Consider the following 15,767-nt stretch of genomic DNA (forward strand, 5'->3'; position numbering starts at 1 on the left):
ATATCTTTCGAGAGCCGCAGTGGCCAAAACTCTTGAGGCGCCCCTGACGACATCCAGGGAGCGTGACCAATTCCCTTGAGTCCGTGGATGAACACCACATGATGGCTGATTGTTGCGGTCGTTGATTTTAGAAGAATGTCCGTCAGGGGCCCGGGCCGCTCCGTGTATGGCGGCGCGATCTATGCTGAAATCGAGTGGGGATCGGCCGATTCTTCAACCCACAATAGCGAGTCACATCTTAGTAGAGTAGACGCTCGCTATGCGGCATTTGAGGGCGGGGTGAAGCCATTGCGTTGGCCAAATCCGAATAGAACTCTCCCAGCGCCAGAACTATAGCTTCTCAACCCACTCGCTAATCTCGTCGAGTATCTGCTCAAAGCCAGGCGGGGCCGCGTAATACAGCGCGCGGCTGCGGTCATAAGCATCGGTGTATAGCGCTCGAACCTTCTTATCGTTTAGGAGGAAAGCTTCATTCTGGGCGATAATCGGGTTGTCGCCCTGCCGGAAGCGCTTTTGTTTGTGTTCTGCGTATTCCTTCGTGCCGATGAAATTCTGAACCTCCTTATTCTGGAGCAGTTCGTAGACGTCGTAGTAGTGCCGCATGAACCCGACAGGGTCGCTGTTGTCGGTTTGTTGTTTGCGGAATTTCGTTGAGATGGTTTGTAGCTTCTCCACGAACGTGTATCCAGGATCGTAGCAAGGCACCGCCTTAGCGCGGTTGTCGATAATATCGACGTTGCTTGCACTGGCCCGATCGTAAAGCCAGGAGCTGATGTCTTTCGGTGCGTTCGGGGCTATAGTGTCGAAACCCACCTCGAGCAATACGCCTTCGCGAAGGCCTTCCATCGCCTCGCTCACACTAGCGTAGTTAAGTCTGATGCCGGCACCTCGGTAGTTGGGAACATCGTCAAACGTGGTATCGCGTTCCACTTTCGTGACGCCATCAATCTTGATGGTCTTGGCAAGCCAATCGAAGAAGTCTTTGCGCGACTGGATGTGCGCCGGCTTGTCGTGGTTCTTGTGAGTCTTCACGTTTTGGCCGGCCGGAGGTTCGATCAGAATATCGATATCTTCCGAAAAACGACGGACGATGTCGTTCCCTTTGGAAAGGGATGTGCCACCTTTTAGTTGGAAGGTGAATTTCTGCTGCTGTAGGCCATATAGGCAATGCATGATCCAGTAATCTTTCTCCACCAATGCTGGATCAATGCCTTTTTCTTCCGCCACAATCCGGATCAGATCTGCGAACTGCTCATGATTGTGGATAAAGTCAGCCGACATGCAATTCGTTGGCTCTCAGCGCGCGTTCGAAGAACTTCTTGGCGCGCTCGCTCCCATACGCGCGCACCGCATGACGCAAGCGCTTCGGATCGGACTCAGCAGCACGCTCCGCCACGCGTTTGAGAACCTGATCCTTGGCTTCGGCAAGGTGATTGACATTGTTGACCAGATCGACGAGCAGGAATTCCTTTGTCAGCGCCTTGGGAAAGCGCGGCTTCACGCGAAACGCAAAGGTGCGGTTGCCGAGCCGAAACTCTCCATGCCGTTTGTGATTGTAGACCACGGTCTTGTCATAGAGCTGCGTCGTGCCCACACCCAGGCTGTTGTAGGCGTTTGGCGAAGCCAGCAGGAACGTGTCGTCCTTCAGGAAGGCGCGCACGACCTCCTTGTCGGATGCCGGTGCCGGGCCGAACGCCGTTTCCTTCGGATACACGTACAATCCGCCCGAAACTTTCTTAAGAGTGCCGTTCTCGACCAACTCTCTGGCATGCCGGTCGACAGACCTGGACCAGCGGGCCAGATCGGCGAGCCGATAGGCCTGGCCCGGCTTCAAATGCCGCTTGAGTTCATCGAGCTTCGTCACGCTGAGCATATAAGTCAGAACTGACTTATATGCAAGTTTTTTCATTGAAAAATCATGCAAATTTAGGTGTATCTATTTGATAGAGAATGTATAAATTGTTGTCGTTATTGGTCAGCTGTAGATCGCAGTGAACTAGCCCTGTTCATGTGGGGACGGCGTCAATCTAAAGACGTAAGATGGCGTACCCTCCACGCGAGGCGAGTCCTTTTCGCGTTCTGATTTCCGGTATTGATGAAATTCATTGAGGCCAGCCCCGATATTCCGAATAGATCCGCGAGGTCAATGACGGAGAGGCCGTATTTCTCTGCGGCGCGGGTGTTTCGCGGGGCGCCAATCTGTCTTTGTTTCAGGAACTGACTGACAGGGTCTAGGAGAAGATCGGCGAGACTTTCGATAATGAGCCTGCGGAGCGCATAGCGTACGGTCGCCGTCAATCAGGCGATCGTTTTCCGGGTCGAGACCTTCGAGCCGACCGCGGACTTCAATCCTGCGAAGCTCTACAAGACCCGGCTCAAATGGCGCCACCTGGCTGGACGGGAACAGAGCAAGCTGCTGCTGACTGACCCGCAAGCCGTGATCCAGGGCCTTCTGAAGACTAAGGTCGCGACGCGCCCGGTTGGGACAATCAAGCCTCGACGCCCAGCGCGCGATCGCCACGGATCCCGCCGCATGGAAGGATTCCAGAGCTGAAGTATCGGAGAGTTGGACAGGAAGCCCTGCCGGCATTCAACCGGCAGAGTTTTTCTATGCCGGATCAAAGATGAAATCCGCGCCGCAGCATCGTGCGCCAGATGTTGCCGAGGCTCATAAGAAGATTCAGCCGGCGACCGTACCAGCCTCGAAGAGACCAAGCTCCCCTTCGAAGCCCTCAGTTAGGCAAAGCTCCCGAATGGCACGCGCGTTGACGAGGCACGCGTGACGTCGGCGGAAGGTCGAAGGTGGCGGCGCCGACACACAGGTCGACGGGTAACCCATCGCTCATAAAGTCTTGAGATACTCAACAAGCGCTCGGCGCTCGGCTTCGGTCAATTCTGGTCCGATGACGCCAGGCGGCAGCTTCGTTAAGTCGGTTTCCTTGCCCTCGAACGAATGTCCACGATTGCTGTTGCCAAGCAGCGACACATTAAAGTTCGTCAGGCCGGCCGCACAGCTCTCGGTCGCCTTTACTTTCGTAACAAGCCCGACCTTGACCGGGTCGAACGCACGACTGCCGACGCAAAACGACCTCGGCCGTTCGGCTTGCGGCACCAACATGTCTCTGAGTGTCGGAACGGACCCATTGTGAAGATAAGGAGCTGTTGCCCAAACGCCGTCCAACGGGCGGGCCCGGTACTGAGGCTCAAGGGCGAGTACTGTTTCGTCCTTGCCGTTGCGGCTCGCACGCGCCCCGACATAGACTCGCTGATTTTGGCAGTTCTTCCGGGGCCCCCACATTTGCCGCTTGGTCTCTTCAGAAGTGCCGTTCGCAATGACCCATTCTTCGATCGTTTTGCCGACCACGTCCATGAGCGCGAGTACAAACAGAGGATCTACGCCTTTATCAGCCAGAAGGCCACAACCTCCGGCTTTGTTGAGGTCATCTGCGGGATTTAATCCGAGTGACTCGGGTAGGTGAACGCGCCGCGTCGTGAGGACGTTAGATTGTTGGCGGTCGGTGCCGATCGCCGAGACCGGCATCTGGACGACGTTAAAATAATGCCGTCCCCCGACCTCTACCCAATTCTTCTCGTTCTTGGCTGAGCGATCGGGGTTCTCTGCGCGCCAGAATGAGTCTTCCGGCCACTTTTTGTCGAAGGCAGCATCGTTCACCGGGCCTCGGTGGCATTCAAAGCAGTGAGCACGATAAAGATCGCGACCCTGTTCAACGAGCTTTTCATCGATCGCCCAGGCCGGGTCACCGCGGAATTTCTGCTGCGCGTCCTTCCATCGGGGGGCTACGAGCCCGGTGAACTTTCTGCCTCCTGCATCTTCGGACGAAAAGGGATCGGTGCCGCGCAGAAGCTCTTCGAACCGCGCGATGTCGGAGAGATGTATGGATGAGGCAAAAAGCGGCCTTCCGGGCGCGGCAGCGATCATATTAATTTTTGCGCTGACACCGAGCGCTTCGCCTGCATTGCGAACGAGTTCGTTGAGAACAGATGCGTCATACTGTGCCCAAAGGAAATACGGCGTGTCCCAGATCGGTGGAAAGCTCACGGGGGCATCGTGGCGCGTGAAGTTGCCCTTGAGGAGTGGCTCGGACAGTTCGCCGGTCAAGGGATCGAGCAGATTGCTATAGAAAACCTGGTTCCCGATCCGATTCAGCGCGTCAAGTCGACCGAACCCTTCATCGAGATCCGCCACTCCCTGACCCGTCAAAAGTCTGTCGGTCTCTGCCTTTTGGTTCTTGATCTTTTGGAGTGCTAGCTCAAGATCGCGTCGAAGCTGATTTCGATCGACACTCTGCCCTTTGATCTGCTCCAGCTTGCTAGCAAAACGCTCGAAACGCCATGGCAAGATCAGCGTGTAGCCGATAGACAGCCCGACGGCTCTTTCAACCTCGCCAAGATTGACCATCGCCGGCCCGCCGTCGAACCGTATGCTAACATTCTTGTATTCGAGATGGCCCGTATGACAGGCGGCGCAGGTTAGCCCGATCTGATCTTCATACGGGACGCCAGTCGCCGGATCGACACCGCCCTTGAGGATGGCAAAGCCGACCGGCAAAGCATTCGGGTTCGCGGGCGCGCTTGGAGTCCAACCGGGGTCGGCTATGTCCCCATTCGGCGCATCGTCGTGATAACCGTATGCGGGCGCAATACCGGCGAAGTCCTTTGAGCTAGGACTGGGAATGAAGCCGAGGCGGCGCAGGTAGTTCTCGTCCGTTAAGCTCGTGTAAGAGAAGGACAGCTCCGGGCGTTCCAGGGCCAAAAACCACTGATAAGGGACAGGGATGGTCGCTGTCCCCTGCGATGTGTGGTGAAACCAGTAACGCTGGCGAGCGCTCCAATTTTGCGGGAGCCAATAAGCGCTTTGTACTCTTGATGGCTCGGGCAGGGTCGCAGGCAGTAATTGAGCGACGAGATTGGCATCGTTCTTGATCTTAAGGGCTGCGTCGCGAACCTTCTCCGGGGCGAAATACACCAGGCCGGCCGCCACGATCACGACAACGACGGTCGCTAATAACAGGCTGGTGATATGAGGCCAGCGCATCAACCAGGAATAAAGACGAGAGCCAAAAGAAGGTCTGCCCATAGCAAGGACTCCATCCATCTTTTTCATGCGTCCAGCCGACCCGGCAGGCTACCGGAAACGGCTACGGCGTCTGTTACTTGTTCAGCAATTGGCTATTGATGAAGGCGACAACGTCGGACGTCTCGGCTGCCGCGCGCCTGGTTATCGTCGCGGCTGCCGGGCCGCCGCGCAAAAAGGATGGGAACCAACCGAAGTTGCGAACATTCCAGTTTTCTTTCGGCCACACCGCGCGGTTGACGCCCAGCACTGCGAAATTTGGAATTTTCCTGGCGAGTGGCTGTGCCGTCTCGGTGTGACAGCTCACGCAATCGGTATTGAAGAAGTGGCTCTTCTTCGTATCGGCAATGGTATTGACGATCTCGATGATGCGGCTGTTGGGCACGTTACCATCGATGAACTCGGAGGTCGAAACACCCTTACGATCGCCTTGAGGCAAGGGCGGATTTTGCAATGCCGCGTGTCGACAGGTGACCGGGTTTTGATTGTTCGTGCCCGGCTCCGGGACCACGTGCTTTCCGCCGACGGCGCTGAACATTTGTGCCACGTGCATACCATCAAGCGTCGGGGCGGGGACTGGGATTAGGCCTGCTTGCGGGACCCTTAACATCGATACGAAAATCCAGGGTTCTGGCGGGGCGATGCCCATCACGGCCATGGTATTGAGGCGCTGCGGCGAGAGGTGCTTCTCAATCAAAGCCTTGAGGGCATCGCGGAACGCCTTTGCCGATGCTCCTACAAGACCCGGATGCACATTCAGATCACCCGCAGTCGAGACTTTGACATTGCCAAACTGTCCGGCCCCAAGCTGATCGCGCAAGGTCGCGACGTCACGAAGGATCGCCTTGAATGCTTCGTCGTCCGGTTTGAATCGCGGGAACGGCCCGCAACCATCCAGAGGCGGGTCCGGGGCGAGAGTGAAGCTGAAGATAAGGTGGCCTGCAGTGTCATGAACCTTGAAGCCGTCCGGCCCGTTGGTCACCGGCTGAATGATGAGCCGGATCTGTGGTTGTCGGCCAAACTGCGCGATGATCTCCGGCGACAATCCCGGCGCGCCCGGATCGATGCGGATGCCGGCCACAAACCAGGCGCCGACCTTTTTCACGGCATCGGGAAACTGAATGTGCCGTGCACCCGAATCCGGCACGCCCGGATGCTCCGGATTTTCGGCGTTGGCGATAAAATGCGCGAAATCCGCGTCGGAAAACAGCCGCTGCGGCGATCCCGAAGGGCCCGCAAGATCGGACACGGCGATCAGATTGGCGAGGTCGGCCGCCGACTTCGGCGGAGGAAAGAGAATGGATACATCATTGGGCGCAAGCGGCCTCGACGCGGCTTGCGCGGAAGCCGTTCCTACCTCCCAAGCTGCGACGAACATCAACCCCGCCGCTAACAAGCTTGCGAGCCGTCGCGGAAACAGAGATCCGTTGATTTGACCCCTCGCGATCATTGGAAAATCCCCCTGTAAGAGCAAAAATTTAAACATCAGCTGTCGAACAACTACATCTCGCCGCTACGCGCCTCGCCAAGGCAATGCGGGCGACCGGTTCAAACCCTTCATTCCTCACCGTAGAATTGGCTTTGCAACGTCTTGAGCTTCGTCGGATGCAACGCCTCCTCTATACAGCCGAGGAACATCTCACTGCGTGCATTGACCCGCGCGTGATCGGCTGGATGCGTCATATCCGTTTGCAACGCGCGAACCGTTGTCCAGTCGTTCGCACGATCCTTGAGCAATTCGAACAGCGTTCGGCGGTTGTCCGGCGGAGATAACTGGCCGTCCTTATACCGGTGCAGTCGGAAGTGAGCGAAGGTAACCTTAGCCGAGATCTTCGCATCAAATAGCGCGTCGGGTAGCGTTAGCAGATCAAGTCCTTGCAGCTCGCGTAGCTGCACCATCTGATCCTGCGCTTCCTGATACTGCTCACGGCCGACCAATTGATACATTCCTCGCGGGCGAAACAGCCAGCCGTCGTCCGTTCCGGGCCGGTTGCCAAAGTCGTTGTCATCGTAAGCGAGCACGAAATTGGCCAGTTCCTTGGGACGATTAAGCAAAGAGTTCACGTCGACCGCGGGCTTGTTTGCGGCCAGGAGCCTTGAGTTGTTCTTGTCAATGCGATCGCGCCATTTCTGCGGGAGTTGAGAAAACGCGCTGTAAGAAAAGTTCTCGCTGCTGCGAGTAAAATCGGCGCTGTCGTAAGAGACGGATCCTAGAATATAGGCAAGGATACGGGGATCCGTTTCCTCGACGCGATCCCATTCCTGCAACAAGGCTTTGACCTGCTCGGCCTGATAGTAGGCCATATAGCTCTTGCGATATGGCGGAACGGGTTGAGGGGCCGGGGAATGATCTTTGCGCGATTCACTCAGCTGTTGCTCGTAGGCGGCGACTTTTTCCTGATATTCCTCATAACCGCGCTGTTGCAACCAATTGCTCTCATAACAAGCAAGTAATGGCTGCGGCTTGATCTTTGGAGTTGGTTGATATTCCTTCGCTAGCTCGTCGGCGTAGGCAGCCCGTGCAAGTTTGGCATCCTTCAGCGTTTCAAATGCGGTCGCGACCGATCCATTCAGAAGATGGAACAACTTCACCTGCAGGCAATCTGCATTGCTCTGCCTTTCGCGGGACTGATCGAAGTCGTCCTTCGGCACGCAGTCCCAAAAGCGGCCGCTGCTCAATGAGATGATATCCTCGGTCTTCTGGGACAGTGTCCAGCCGAGTGGAAGGCTATAAAACAATCCTGTTATGTCCGTCCGGCCGAACGTTGGAAAGCGCTGAACACTGGACGTCATTTCGGCGTCCGGCCGACGGTCGATGCTGGTTGCATGATTGAGGGCCACATAGGTACGGGAGGTCCGCGTGCTTAGAAGCGCGCGTACCGGCTCCATGAGCTCTCCGAACATGAATGAACCATGATCGCCGAACTGCCCGCTGACGAGGGACAGCAGGTAAATCCTGAATTTCGGCGCATCGGAGGTGCCCTTGATGGCGTTAAGCTTCTCAATCAGGTCGAGCGCGGTCTCAATCCCAGAGTTCTCCACATATCCGCCGTCCACCAAGCGCGCCTGCGGATGAGAGGTTATGCAGTCATTTTTGACTGAGATGGTCGCCGCTGGCGTCACCCACGGAAAACGTGCGCTCGTGAAAGCGGCCGTGCTGAGCGGAATACGCAGCGAGTGGCTCTTGACCGTTTGGTCCGTCCCAGTGCCCGCACGTTCAAGCGCTGCAAGAACACACAGGTCCGTGTCTCTGGGGTGCAGCGAATCGAAATCAAAGGGAGAGATGACGGCCCGTTTGCCGCTGCCGGCATCCGTCGTGTTGAACAACAGGGCGGGCATGTTGTTGTCGGGCGCCCAATGGGACTGGAAGTCAGCCCTTAGCAGATTGGATTGATTGCCGCTGCCCTCCCTGCTGCCGAGGACTCTGTCACCGGCGTTCTCCAACGTGTATTCGAGGAAGCGCGCGCGATCGAAGCCCGGGATCGCGAACGGTGAAAACATCTGAGTGAAGTCAGTAAACAGAAAGCCGGCAACCAAAGGCGACAGAAAATCTGTTGTCAGGACGTTTGCTACGCGCTGCTCGACCGGCCCAGGAGCATCAATATCTTGGACCCGTCCAACCCCTGCCAGAAAATCCGCGATTTTGGGGCATGTTTTTGCGTCGACGGCATTCGGATCAAGGGACGCATTTTCGGCGTGGAGCGCAGCGGCGAAGATTGCCGAACCGACGCTGCCCCCGGACACACCGCTTATCGCAAACAGATGTTGGCGAAATGCCGGACAGAGATCCTGCATCCGCGCAAGAAACCGCGCCGCATTATTGGCGGCATAGATTCCTCCCCCTTGAGCCGCCACAATGAAGACGGGATACTCGCCGAGCCTCTTGGCGTCCTCTACCCGCGGTTTTTGTAAAAGCCACTCGCGGAATGCGGCGGCTGCGGACATGCGCGCCTTTTCCGGGGAGCTGTTTGCTTCAGAGACGTTACGCAGTTCGTGGTCGTCACCTCCCAACAAGGAGGCAAGCAAAAACAACCCACCGAACACAACCGGAATAAACGGAAACGCAAATCTGATGGTCAGGAGAGAAAAATGGACCGTAAGACCAAGGACGCAAACCGCAAAGAGGGCGATCACGCCGAACGATCCGACAAATTGTGCGAGCCTATCAGGCACCATAAGGAATGCTGTTGTCAGCAGCACGATGCCGCCGATCGAGAGCGCGAGAAACCTGTAACGGATGAAGTAAGCATTATTAGCGCGGCTCGCGAGATCAATCGAACGATCTCTTGATCCCATTCGCCAAGTAAATGCTACGAAACAGACGAGCATGATTAGCATGGCGATCGCGAGGATGAACAGCACGTTCCTCTCAAACGCGAGCGCCTGGTCTTGAATGCGGAAGATACTTCCGACTTCCTCGACCTCGCCAACCTTGCGCGTCGGCCGCGAGGCAAATTGACCTGCTGTGGCGGCGATGATCGGCAGTGCTCCAAGCAGCACAGGAGCGAGTCTTATATAGAAAGCCAGGCGTGCGGAAGGCTGGGGGATTTGCGGCAGGGATGCAGTCGTGAGCTGAAACGCGCTTGCCCAAATCGCTATCGCAATCACGCCCAAGGCAGCGAACTCCTTGAACGTTACCCAACCAAGGTCATCGGCGGCTATCCGGTAGAGCTCCTGGATCTGATCTGGCAGGTAGAGCAACACCGAGATAGCTACCGACAGAACAATTATCCATCGAAGGTTGCGCAACAAAGTAAACAATTGCTCGCGCACAGTCATTGCGTCATCTCCTCACATATTTATGGAGGTCGCTGGCAAGCCACAGAAAGGGGCTCGGGTACCAGGCATTCGCGCCAGCTCACATTGAAAGCAGCGAGCCCAAGCATACGGGCGACTTGAAACAGATTGAATTATCGTCGCGCTCTTAAGTAGCACTGCTGATATTGTACACTTCCCTACAGGAGTGTTCCGCGTTTGTCGATATCTTCTACGGGGCGATCGCAGAGTTTTCCTCCGGATGACTTCTTACCACTTTGCATCGCTCTGAAAATAGCTCGCCGACGTATGTCCCGTGCGGACGGCTGACAAAGCCTGATGCGAACGCTCAGCACGAACTGCACCGTTGCGTGTAGGAGAATGCGCTTGCAGGGCACAGCTGCGAGATTGTCCGCGACGAAGGTACGATCGAGTGGCGTTCGAGAGCGACGTCTTGCGGCTTGAAACCAAGACCCTGCGCTCTTGTTCATCGTGACTCCCTGTGAAAACGCAAAAAGCCGGCGCCGCCGCTGCTCTAGTCTTGGGGGGGCGCGAAGTTTGGTCATTGCGCTGTGTTGTGACAAGGCTCGGCAACAGGAGATTTCCGCAACCGGTCGTTGGGAATGGCCGAATCAGATGTCTTGCGATTGATCTATTAAAAGGAGGGACGGCCTATGGCGGAGGACGTAAGGCACATTGGTGTTTCGCCGCCGCCGCGTCCAAGCAGTCCTAATCCGGGCACGCACGTTCCGGTTCGTCCCGCACCAGCCCCGTCACCAGCGCGGCCACCGAAAAAGTGAGCGAAGGGACGGACGTATCGCTGGAAGTTACGACGGCTGGCCACGACGCTGATGCCGTAGGTTACGTTTTTGCTCCGAAGTTCGATGCGCTTCGCTGCGCGATCTATCATGTCGCGCGAAGAAACTTTTTTGACCTTTCCAACAGGCTTCTAAATTTTTTAGTCATAGTTCTCGGCGCAGGTGTTGCCGGAAAAGCCGCAAACTTGATTCATTTCGAGGAGGGATGGCTCGAATTTGCGGTACTTATATTTGCTACCGCTCAGCTCACATTCGACTTCGGCTACCGCGCACGAACACACGAGTTTCTGCAGAAAAAATACAACGATATGCTGGCCGAAATCGAACTCGATCCCGAGCCAAGCGAAAAGCGGTACAATGCAAAGCTCTTCACCATTGCGGGGGACGAGCCGATGCCGCTCCGCGCCCTGGATGCGCTTGCTTACAATGCAGCTCTAGATGCGACCACAAGCGATCCCGAGATGAAGCGCCGAAATCGAGTATGGATTCCTCCGGTTCAGCGGTTGCTCAGACACTTCATTGCGTTTCATGCCTATGAGTACAAATTAGAATCTGAGCACGTTCCTATGTGGAAAAAGCTGCTCCGAAGAAGCAGCCGTGAGAACGCTGCATGAGCCGTCCAAGCGCAAAACAGGGCAGCAGAGTAAAAGCTCATACCAGCGTTCGTCCGCCGCCGAAGCGCTTCAAAAAAGCTACCAAGAAGGCTGCTAAAAAGAAGAAGTGATGCCTTCACAGCATTACAATTCTCAATCCGTGTAGCGTGTCTGTTTTTTTCTTGAGGGCCGAGAGACTGGACCCTGGTAAGGCCAAGCGCCGATTTCAAAAGAAATTGCATCTTCGTGATCAAGGCTGATCGCAACGGACAGACTTATCTGCCGGAAAGCGAGAGCGAATTCCTGAAACCTGAAGAAGATAAATCTCTAGCGCCGAGCTGATCGAGGTGCCTGATAGTTCCCTTGTGAACGATGGAGGTCTCGTGACCTTCTGCTGGAGTTCAGGTTCAAGAATTGTTCGTGCGACCAGGAATTTGGAAGTGCATGACCGGGCCTCGCAACGATCGTCGTCGCCGGTGCGGAATATTGGCGATAGATTGCCTATACGGCGGGCCCGCGTGGCCGCGGCTGGGTCGTCGTGATCGGTGATCCAGTCCTCGTCCGGTCAATCCGCCGGTGAAGAAGATTCGCTACAATCAGAATTAGTTCACTTACAGCGTGAATGAGCAAGGGGAGATCGAGAAATGGTCAAAATCGTCGTGGCGGCCTCCGGCGACGCGGTTTCCGTCGGAACCGAGCTTGATCGACGCGCCAGCATTGCCGGTCGGATCGTCGCGGAGCATGGATGCGACCTGCTGACCGGCGGTGGGGGCGGCGCGATGGAGATTGTCGCAAAATCGTTCTGCGGGACGCCGCTCCGGGTCGGACGCTCGATCGGAATCATTCCGGGAAGCGCGCAAGGCTTTGCAGGAGCAAAACTCGGAAACGTGTCGCCATACGCGCTCACTCCGAAATCCGGCTATCCGAACCGGTGGATCGAGCTCCCAATCTTCACGCATCTTCCCGGCACGGCGCCAAAGAGTGCCGATTCGCGCAACATCATGAACATGGCCTCGGCCGATGTGGTCATCGTTCTGAAGGGCGGTGAAGGTACCCAGGCCGAGCTCGAAATTGCTTTGGGTCTCGGAAAGCGGGTGATCGCCTTTGTCGCTCCCGAGGAGCGTATCGGAAATTATCAGGCGGGCTCGCTTCCGAAGGACTGATCGTCGTACCCGATGAGCTCTCGTTGCAGGACGCCCTGCGCGACATGCTCTCGCCGTTTGCTTTGGCGAGGCCTGCATTTTCGGCCATCCGGGCGTCTACAAGACGGATCCGACACAGATTCATAACTGTACCATGCACTTTCCCAACACCTGTGCGATTCGCATGAGTGAGGCTCTGGACAAGACGGTCACTGGAATCAAGGAGAAATTTGCCAACAGCGGAGTCAACCTTTGCCCCCACAATTTCGTCCGTGGCGCCGGCGATCTGGCTGGCATTCTGCGCAAGGCGGAGGTGTTCGGTGTTCACGACATTGGGGTGAGTGCGCCGGGCACCGCCCCCGCGAGCGTTCAGGGAAAGAAGGGGCTGGTTGCCTACCTCAACATTCCTGATTTCCCGGGGCAGGGCCATATTGACCTGTGGGACGGCAGCAATCCCGTCGGAGCCGACTATTGGAACGCCGATCCCATCGTTCTGGAAATTGCCGTAGCGTCTTATGACCTATTGATCGGCTCGACCTGGCGACGGGCTCAGACACCTCTCGCCCTTGTTCCCAAGCTGCATACGAGGGCAGGAAACGTCCAACAAAACGTCCAACATTTCGTTCAACACGTTCCGAGAATGCCCGACTTTCTCACCCGCCGTCATGGCGCCTGGCAGTTCGTTCGTCGCGTATCGGTTGAGTTCGCGAAGCTCGATCGCCGTGTCATCAAGCATTCAACGCGCATCAAGATCGCCGATGATCGCGCGGGGCGGCGGGCCGTGCGAGTCGCGCAGCAGCTCAACGAGCAGCTTGAAATCTTCTGGAAGGGACTCGCGAAGGGGCATCGGACAGAGCAGCTCCACAATTGAGTCGGCGCGACAGCGCACGCGCTCGCTGGGGTTCACCTCCGAGAGTGTCCGAGAATAGCGCTTCCAACGCCATCGCGTCGCGTCGGGCGCAGGTGAGTTCATCTATGTCTTGGGAGGCGTAACGGTCGATGCCGATGAAGAGACCGCGAAACGCCATGATGCACCCTTTAGGACCTGACGATCCCGACCGAGAATGCCGTGTTCGGCTTCTCGGCCTTCTCAAGCACGACATGGGAGAAGCTCTTTTGCTGAGCGATCTGCTTGTTCCCAACCTTCTCGAACCAGACGCACCAAACCGCCACTTCTCTGGAGCATTGCCGTGATGCCCACTTTTCGACCGTCATCACGGGCCCCCTGATTTCACTCGAACCAGGTCGCCCGGTTTGAATTCACTGCCTTCCATCTTCATCTCTTTCGAGTTGCATTGAGCTGCCGGGTCTTGGCATTTTTAACATCAATTTGTTCTTTATTTGTTCCTTTCGCAACTGGTCCTGAATCGTCGTCCACAGGATGCGTCTTTGTAGAAGGGATTGGTTTGGATAACCTCAAAAAAATCAATTTGGTTGATTAACGGAGACAATTTCAAACTAACCCAAGGTTTGAAAATATGCTAATATATCAATCATGGATAGACAAAAAGGCCAACTCCTAAACCAGCTCGACAAGCTCCTGCCTGAGGGGCTTGTCGTGGATTCCGCCTGGCTCAAGCGGCACGGCTACTCCACCCAGCTCCAACATCTGTATGTGACGCGTGGCTGGCTCGAACAGCCAACCCGCGGGGTTTTCCGGCGACCGCGCTACGAATTGAGCTGGCAGCAGGTCGTCATATCCCTGCAGGGCATCCTGAACTATTCACCGCTCGTCGTGGGCGGGCGAACGGCGCTCGAACTACAAGGATACGCTCACTACCTGCCGCAAGCGACGACTCGCGTTCACCTCTACGGCCCCAAGTCTCCGCCATCCTGGGTGAACAAGCTGCCGCTGTCCGTGAAGTTCGTCTACCACAACGACCGGCGGCTCTTCAAAAACGAACCCGTCGCGAAGGGCATAAGCAGTGTCCGCTGGAATGTCGAAACCGGGAAGATGCTCGATGATACGGCTTTTCGGGGAGGTGACGTAACTCAACTGAACTGGGGCCAATGGGACTGGCCTCTAACCCTGTCGACGCCCGAGCGCGCCGTTTTCGAACTGCTCGACGAATTGCCCACCAACGAAAGCTTCGAACAGGTCGATGCCCTACTCGCTGGCCTTGCCAATCTTCGCCCCGATCGCTTGCAAAAACTCCTGAAGGATTGCGCAAGCGTTAAGGTGAAGCGTCTCTTCTTTTACTTCGCCGACCGTCACAACCATGCCTGGCTCAAACGGCTTAACAAGCAAACCGTCGATCTTGGGCATGGTAAACGCATGCTCGTCAAAGGTGGTGTTCTCGATCCAACCTATCAGATAACGGTGCCGGGAGATCTCCATGGCGTTCGCTGATGCTTACAAAAAGCAGGTCGCGCTGTTGCTGCGCGTTCTCCCACTTGTCGCCGAAGAGAAATGCTTCGCCCTGAAAGGCGGCACCGCGATCAATCTTTTCGTCCGCGACCTGCCGCGCCTCTCGGTCGATATCGATCTAACCTATATTCCTGTCGCGCCGCGAGCTGAATCCCTTTCCGACATCGATGCAGCCATGAAGCGCATCGTTGCAGAGATTAAAGGGAAAATCCCCGGGGCGCAGGTCCATGAGACCCGTAAAGAGGGCACGATCGTCAAACTGGTGGTTCGCTCACAGAACGTCCAGATCAAGATTGAAGTCACGCCTGTGCTGCGTGGCTGCGTCTTCGAGCCGGTCGTGACTTCGGTGCGTCCCGCCGTCGAAGAGGCGTTTGGTTTCGCTGAGGCTCGCACGGTCTCTTTTGCTGACCTCTATGGCGGAAAAATTGTCGCCGCTTTGGATCGCCAGCATCCGCGTGATTTGTTTGATACTCGCGACCTGCTGGCCAATGAGGGAATTACCGATGAACTCCGCAAGGCCTTCATCGTCTATCTCTTGAGTCACGATAGGCCGATGTTCGAGGTTCTTGGCTCGCCACAAAAAGATATCAGCGATGAATTTCTCCACGGCTTCGAAGGAATGACGGACAAGCCCGTTTCAAAGGACGAGCTGGTTGCCGCGCGCAAGACCCTGGTCGAAGAAATTGTCGGTAAGATGCCAGAGGCTCACCGAAAATTTCTAGTATCGTTCGAGCGCGGCGAGCCTGATTGGGATCTCCTCGGCATCCCCGCCGCCGCCGATCTGCCTGCCGTCAAATGGCGTCAGCAGAATCTCGACAAGCTATCGAAGGAAAAGCGCGCAGAGCTCGTTGCGGCCCTGGAAAAAGTCCGTACGCATACGATGAAGACCGCCAGATTGACGCATGCGCGCGGGCAGAGCGAGCTCTATGATCGGTTGGGTGAAGGTCAAGCGGCCTGCTGACTGGCGGGCTTGTCGGTTTGGCGCAGGAGCTTCCA

Annotated in this window: 11 protein-coding genes; 5 read left to right on the forward strand and 6 right to left on the reverse strand. The window is 56.3% G+C overall.

Translation table 11 applies throughout. The features are described 5' to 3' along the window. Nucleotides 1–330: 330 nt before the first annotated feature. From AC066S_RS30945 to AC066S_RS30965, 5 genes are all read right to left on the reverse strand, one after another. Complete coding sequence (locus AC066S_RS30945; RefSeq protein WP_126261760.1) at nt 331–1,281, reverse strand: nucleotidyl transferase AbiEii/AbiGii toxin family protein; 951 nt, start codon at nt 1,279–1,281, stop codon at nt 331–333. Beyond that, the gene (locus tag AC066S_RS30950) at nt 1,271–1,909 is read right to left on the reverse strand and encodes a hypothetical protein (protein ID WP_235884824.1); all 639 of its coding nucleotides are present in this window, start codon (nt 1,907–1,909) and stop codon (nt 1,271–1,273) included. The genes AC066S_RS30945 and AC066S_RS30950 overlap by 11 nt, the downstream gene beginning before the upstream one ends. Before the next feature lie 933 nt (nt 1,910–2,842). Further along, a complete protein-coding gene (locus AC066S_RS30955; protein WP_283810189.1) occupies nt 2,843–5,125 on the reverse strand; it encodes a di-heme-cytochrome C peroxidase in 2,283 nt (760 codons plus the stop codon). A gap of 46 nt (nt 5,126–5,171) precedes the next feature. Then, complete coding sequence (locus AC066S_RS30960) at nt 5,172–6,473, reverse strand: hypothetical protein (protein ID WP_478271379.1); 1,302 nt, start codon at nt 6,471–6,473, stop codon at nt 5,172–5,174. 179 nt (nt 6,474–6,652) lie between these two features. Continuing rightward, nucleotides 6,653–9,874, reverse strand: a complete 3,222-nt coding sequence (locus AC066S_RS30965; RefSeq protein WP_235884822.1) for a hypothetical protein — start codon at nt 9,872–9,874, stop codon at nt 6,653–6,655. A gap of 772 nt (nt 9,875–10,646) precedes the next feature. Between AC066S_RS30965 and AC066S_RS30970 the strand changes: the two genes are divergently transcribed. The 3 genes from AC066S_RS30970 (at nt 10,647) to AC066S_RS30980 (ending at nt 13,274) form a co-directional block, all read left to right on the forward strand. Beyond that, nucleotides 10,647–11,282, forward strand: coding sequence for a hypothetical protein (locus AC066S_RS30970; protein WP_135166770.1), 636 nt, complete (start codon nt 10,647–10,649; stop codon nt 11,280–11,282). 638 nt (nt 11,283–11,920) lie between these two features. Next, nucleotides 11,921–12,424 (forward strand): SLOG cluster 4 domain-containing protein, encoded by a 504-nt coding sequence (locus tag AC066S_RS30975; RefSeq protein WP_135166769.1) that lies wholly within the window; start codon nt 11,921–11,923, stop codon nt 12,422–12,424. Nucleotides 12,425–12,557: 133 nt separating this feature from the next. Next, the gene (locus tag AC066S_RS30980; protein ID WP_135166768.1) at nt 12,558–13,274 is read left to right on the forward strand and encodes a T6SS effector amidase Tae4 family protein; all 717 of its coding nucleotides are present in this window, start codon (nt 12,558–12,560) and stop codon (nt 13,272–13,274) included. A 167-nt stretch (nt 13,275–13,441) separates the two neighbouring features. Here AC066S_RS30980 and AC066S_RS30985 read toward each other — a convergent pair whose 3' ends face one another. After that, nucleotides 13,442–13,618, reverse strand: coding sequence for a DUF2158 domain-containing protein (locus AC066S_RS30985; protein ID WP_235884821.1), 177 nt, complete (start codon nt 13,616–13,618; stop codon nt 13,442–13,444). 280 nt (nt 13,619–13,898) lie between these two features. Here AC066S_RS30985 and AC066S_RS30990 point away from each other — a divergent pair, with 280 nt between their 5' ends. Continuing rightward, nucleotides 13,899–14,753 (forward strand): type IV toxin-antitoxin system AbiEi family antitoxin domain-containing protein, encoded by an 855-nt coding sequence (locus AC066S_RS30990; RefSeq protein WP_135166767.1) that lies wholly within the window; start codon nt 13,899–13,901, stop codon nt 14,751–14,753. Beyond that, on the forward strand, nt 14,740–15,732 hold the full coding sequence (locus AC066S_RS30995) for a nucleotidyl transferase AbiEii/AbiGii toxin family protein (protein WP_135166766.1): 993 nt from the start codon (nt 14,740–14,742) through the stop codon (nt 15,730–15,732). Before AC066S_RS30990 ends, AC066S_RS30995 begins: the two co-directional genes overlap by 14 nt. Nucleotides 15,733–15,767 lie beyond the last annotated feature (35 nt).

The organism is Bradyrhizobium sp. CFUWI (genome assembly GCF_056429085.1).

What these genes read in the sequence shown, in the direction of transcription:
- AC066S_RS30945 (WP_126261760.1), bottom strand. Translation starts at nt 1,281, where the DNA reads ATGTCGGCTGACTTTATCCACAATCATGAGCAGTTCGCAGATCTGATC.
- AC066S_RS30950 (WP_235884824.1), bottom strand. Translation starts at nt 1,909, where the DNA reads ATGAAAAAACTTGCATATAAGTCAGTTCTGACTTATATGCTCAGCGTG.
- AC066S_RS30955 (WP_283810189.1), bottom strand. Translation starts at nt 5,125, where the DNA reads ATGAAAAAGATGGATGGAGTCCTTGCTATGGGCAGACCTTCTTTTGGC.
- AC066S_RS30960 (WP_478271379.1), bottom strand. Translation starts at nt 6,473, where the DNA reads ATGTTCGTCGCAGCTTGGGAGGTAGGAACGGCTTCCGCGCAAGCCGCG.
- AC066S_RS30965 (WP_235884822.1), bottom strand. Translation starts at nt 9,874, where the DNA reads ATGACTGTGCGCGAGCAATTGTTTACTTTGTTGCGCAACCTTCGATGG.
- AC066S_RS30980 (WP_135166768.1), top strand. Translation starts at nt 12,558, where the DNA reads ATGCACTTTCCCAACACCTGTGCGATTCGCATGAGTGAGGCTCTGGAC.
- AC066S_RS30985 (WP_235884821.1), bottom strand. Translation starts at nt 13,618, where the DNA reads ATGACGGTCGAAAAGTGGGCATCACGGCAATGCTCCAGAGAAGTGGCG.
- AC066S_RS30990 (WP_135166767.1), top strand. Translation starts at nt 13,899, where the DNA reads ATGGATAGACAAAAAGGCCAACTCCTAAACCAGCTCGACAAGCTCCTG.
- AC066S_RS30995 (WP_135166766.1), top strand. Translation starts at nt 14,740, where the DNA reads ATGGCGTTCGCTGATGCTTACAAAAAGCAGGTCGCGCTGTTGCTGCGC.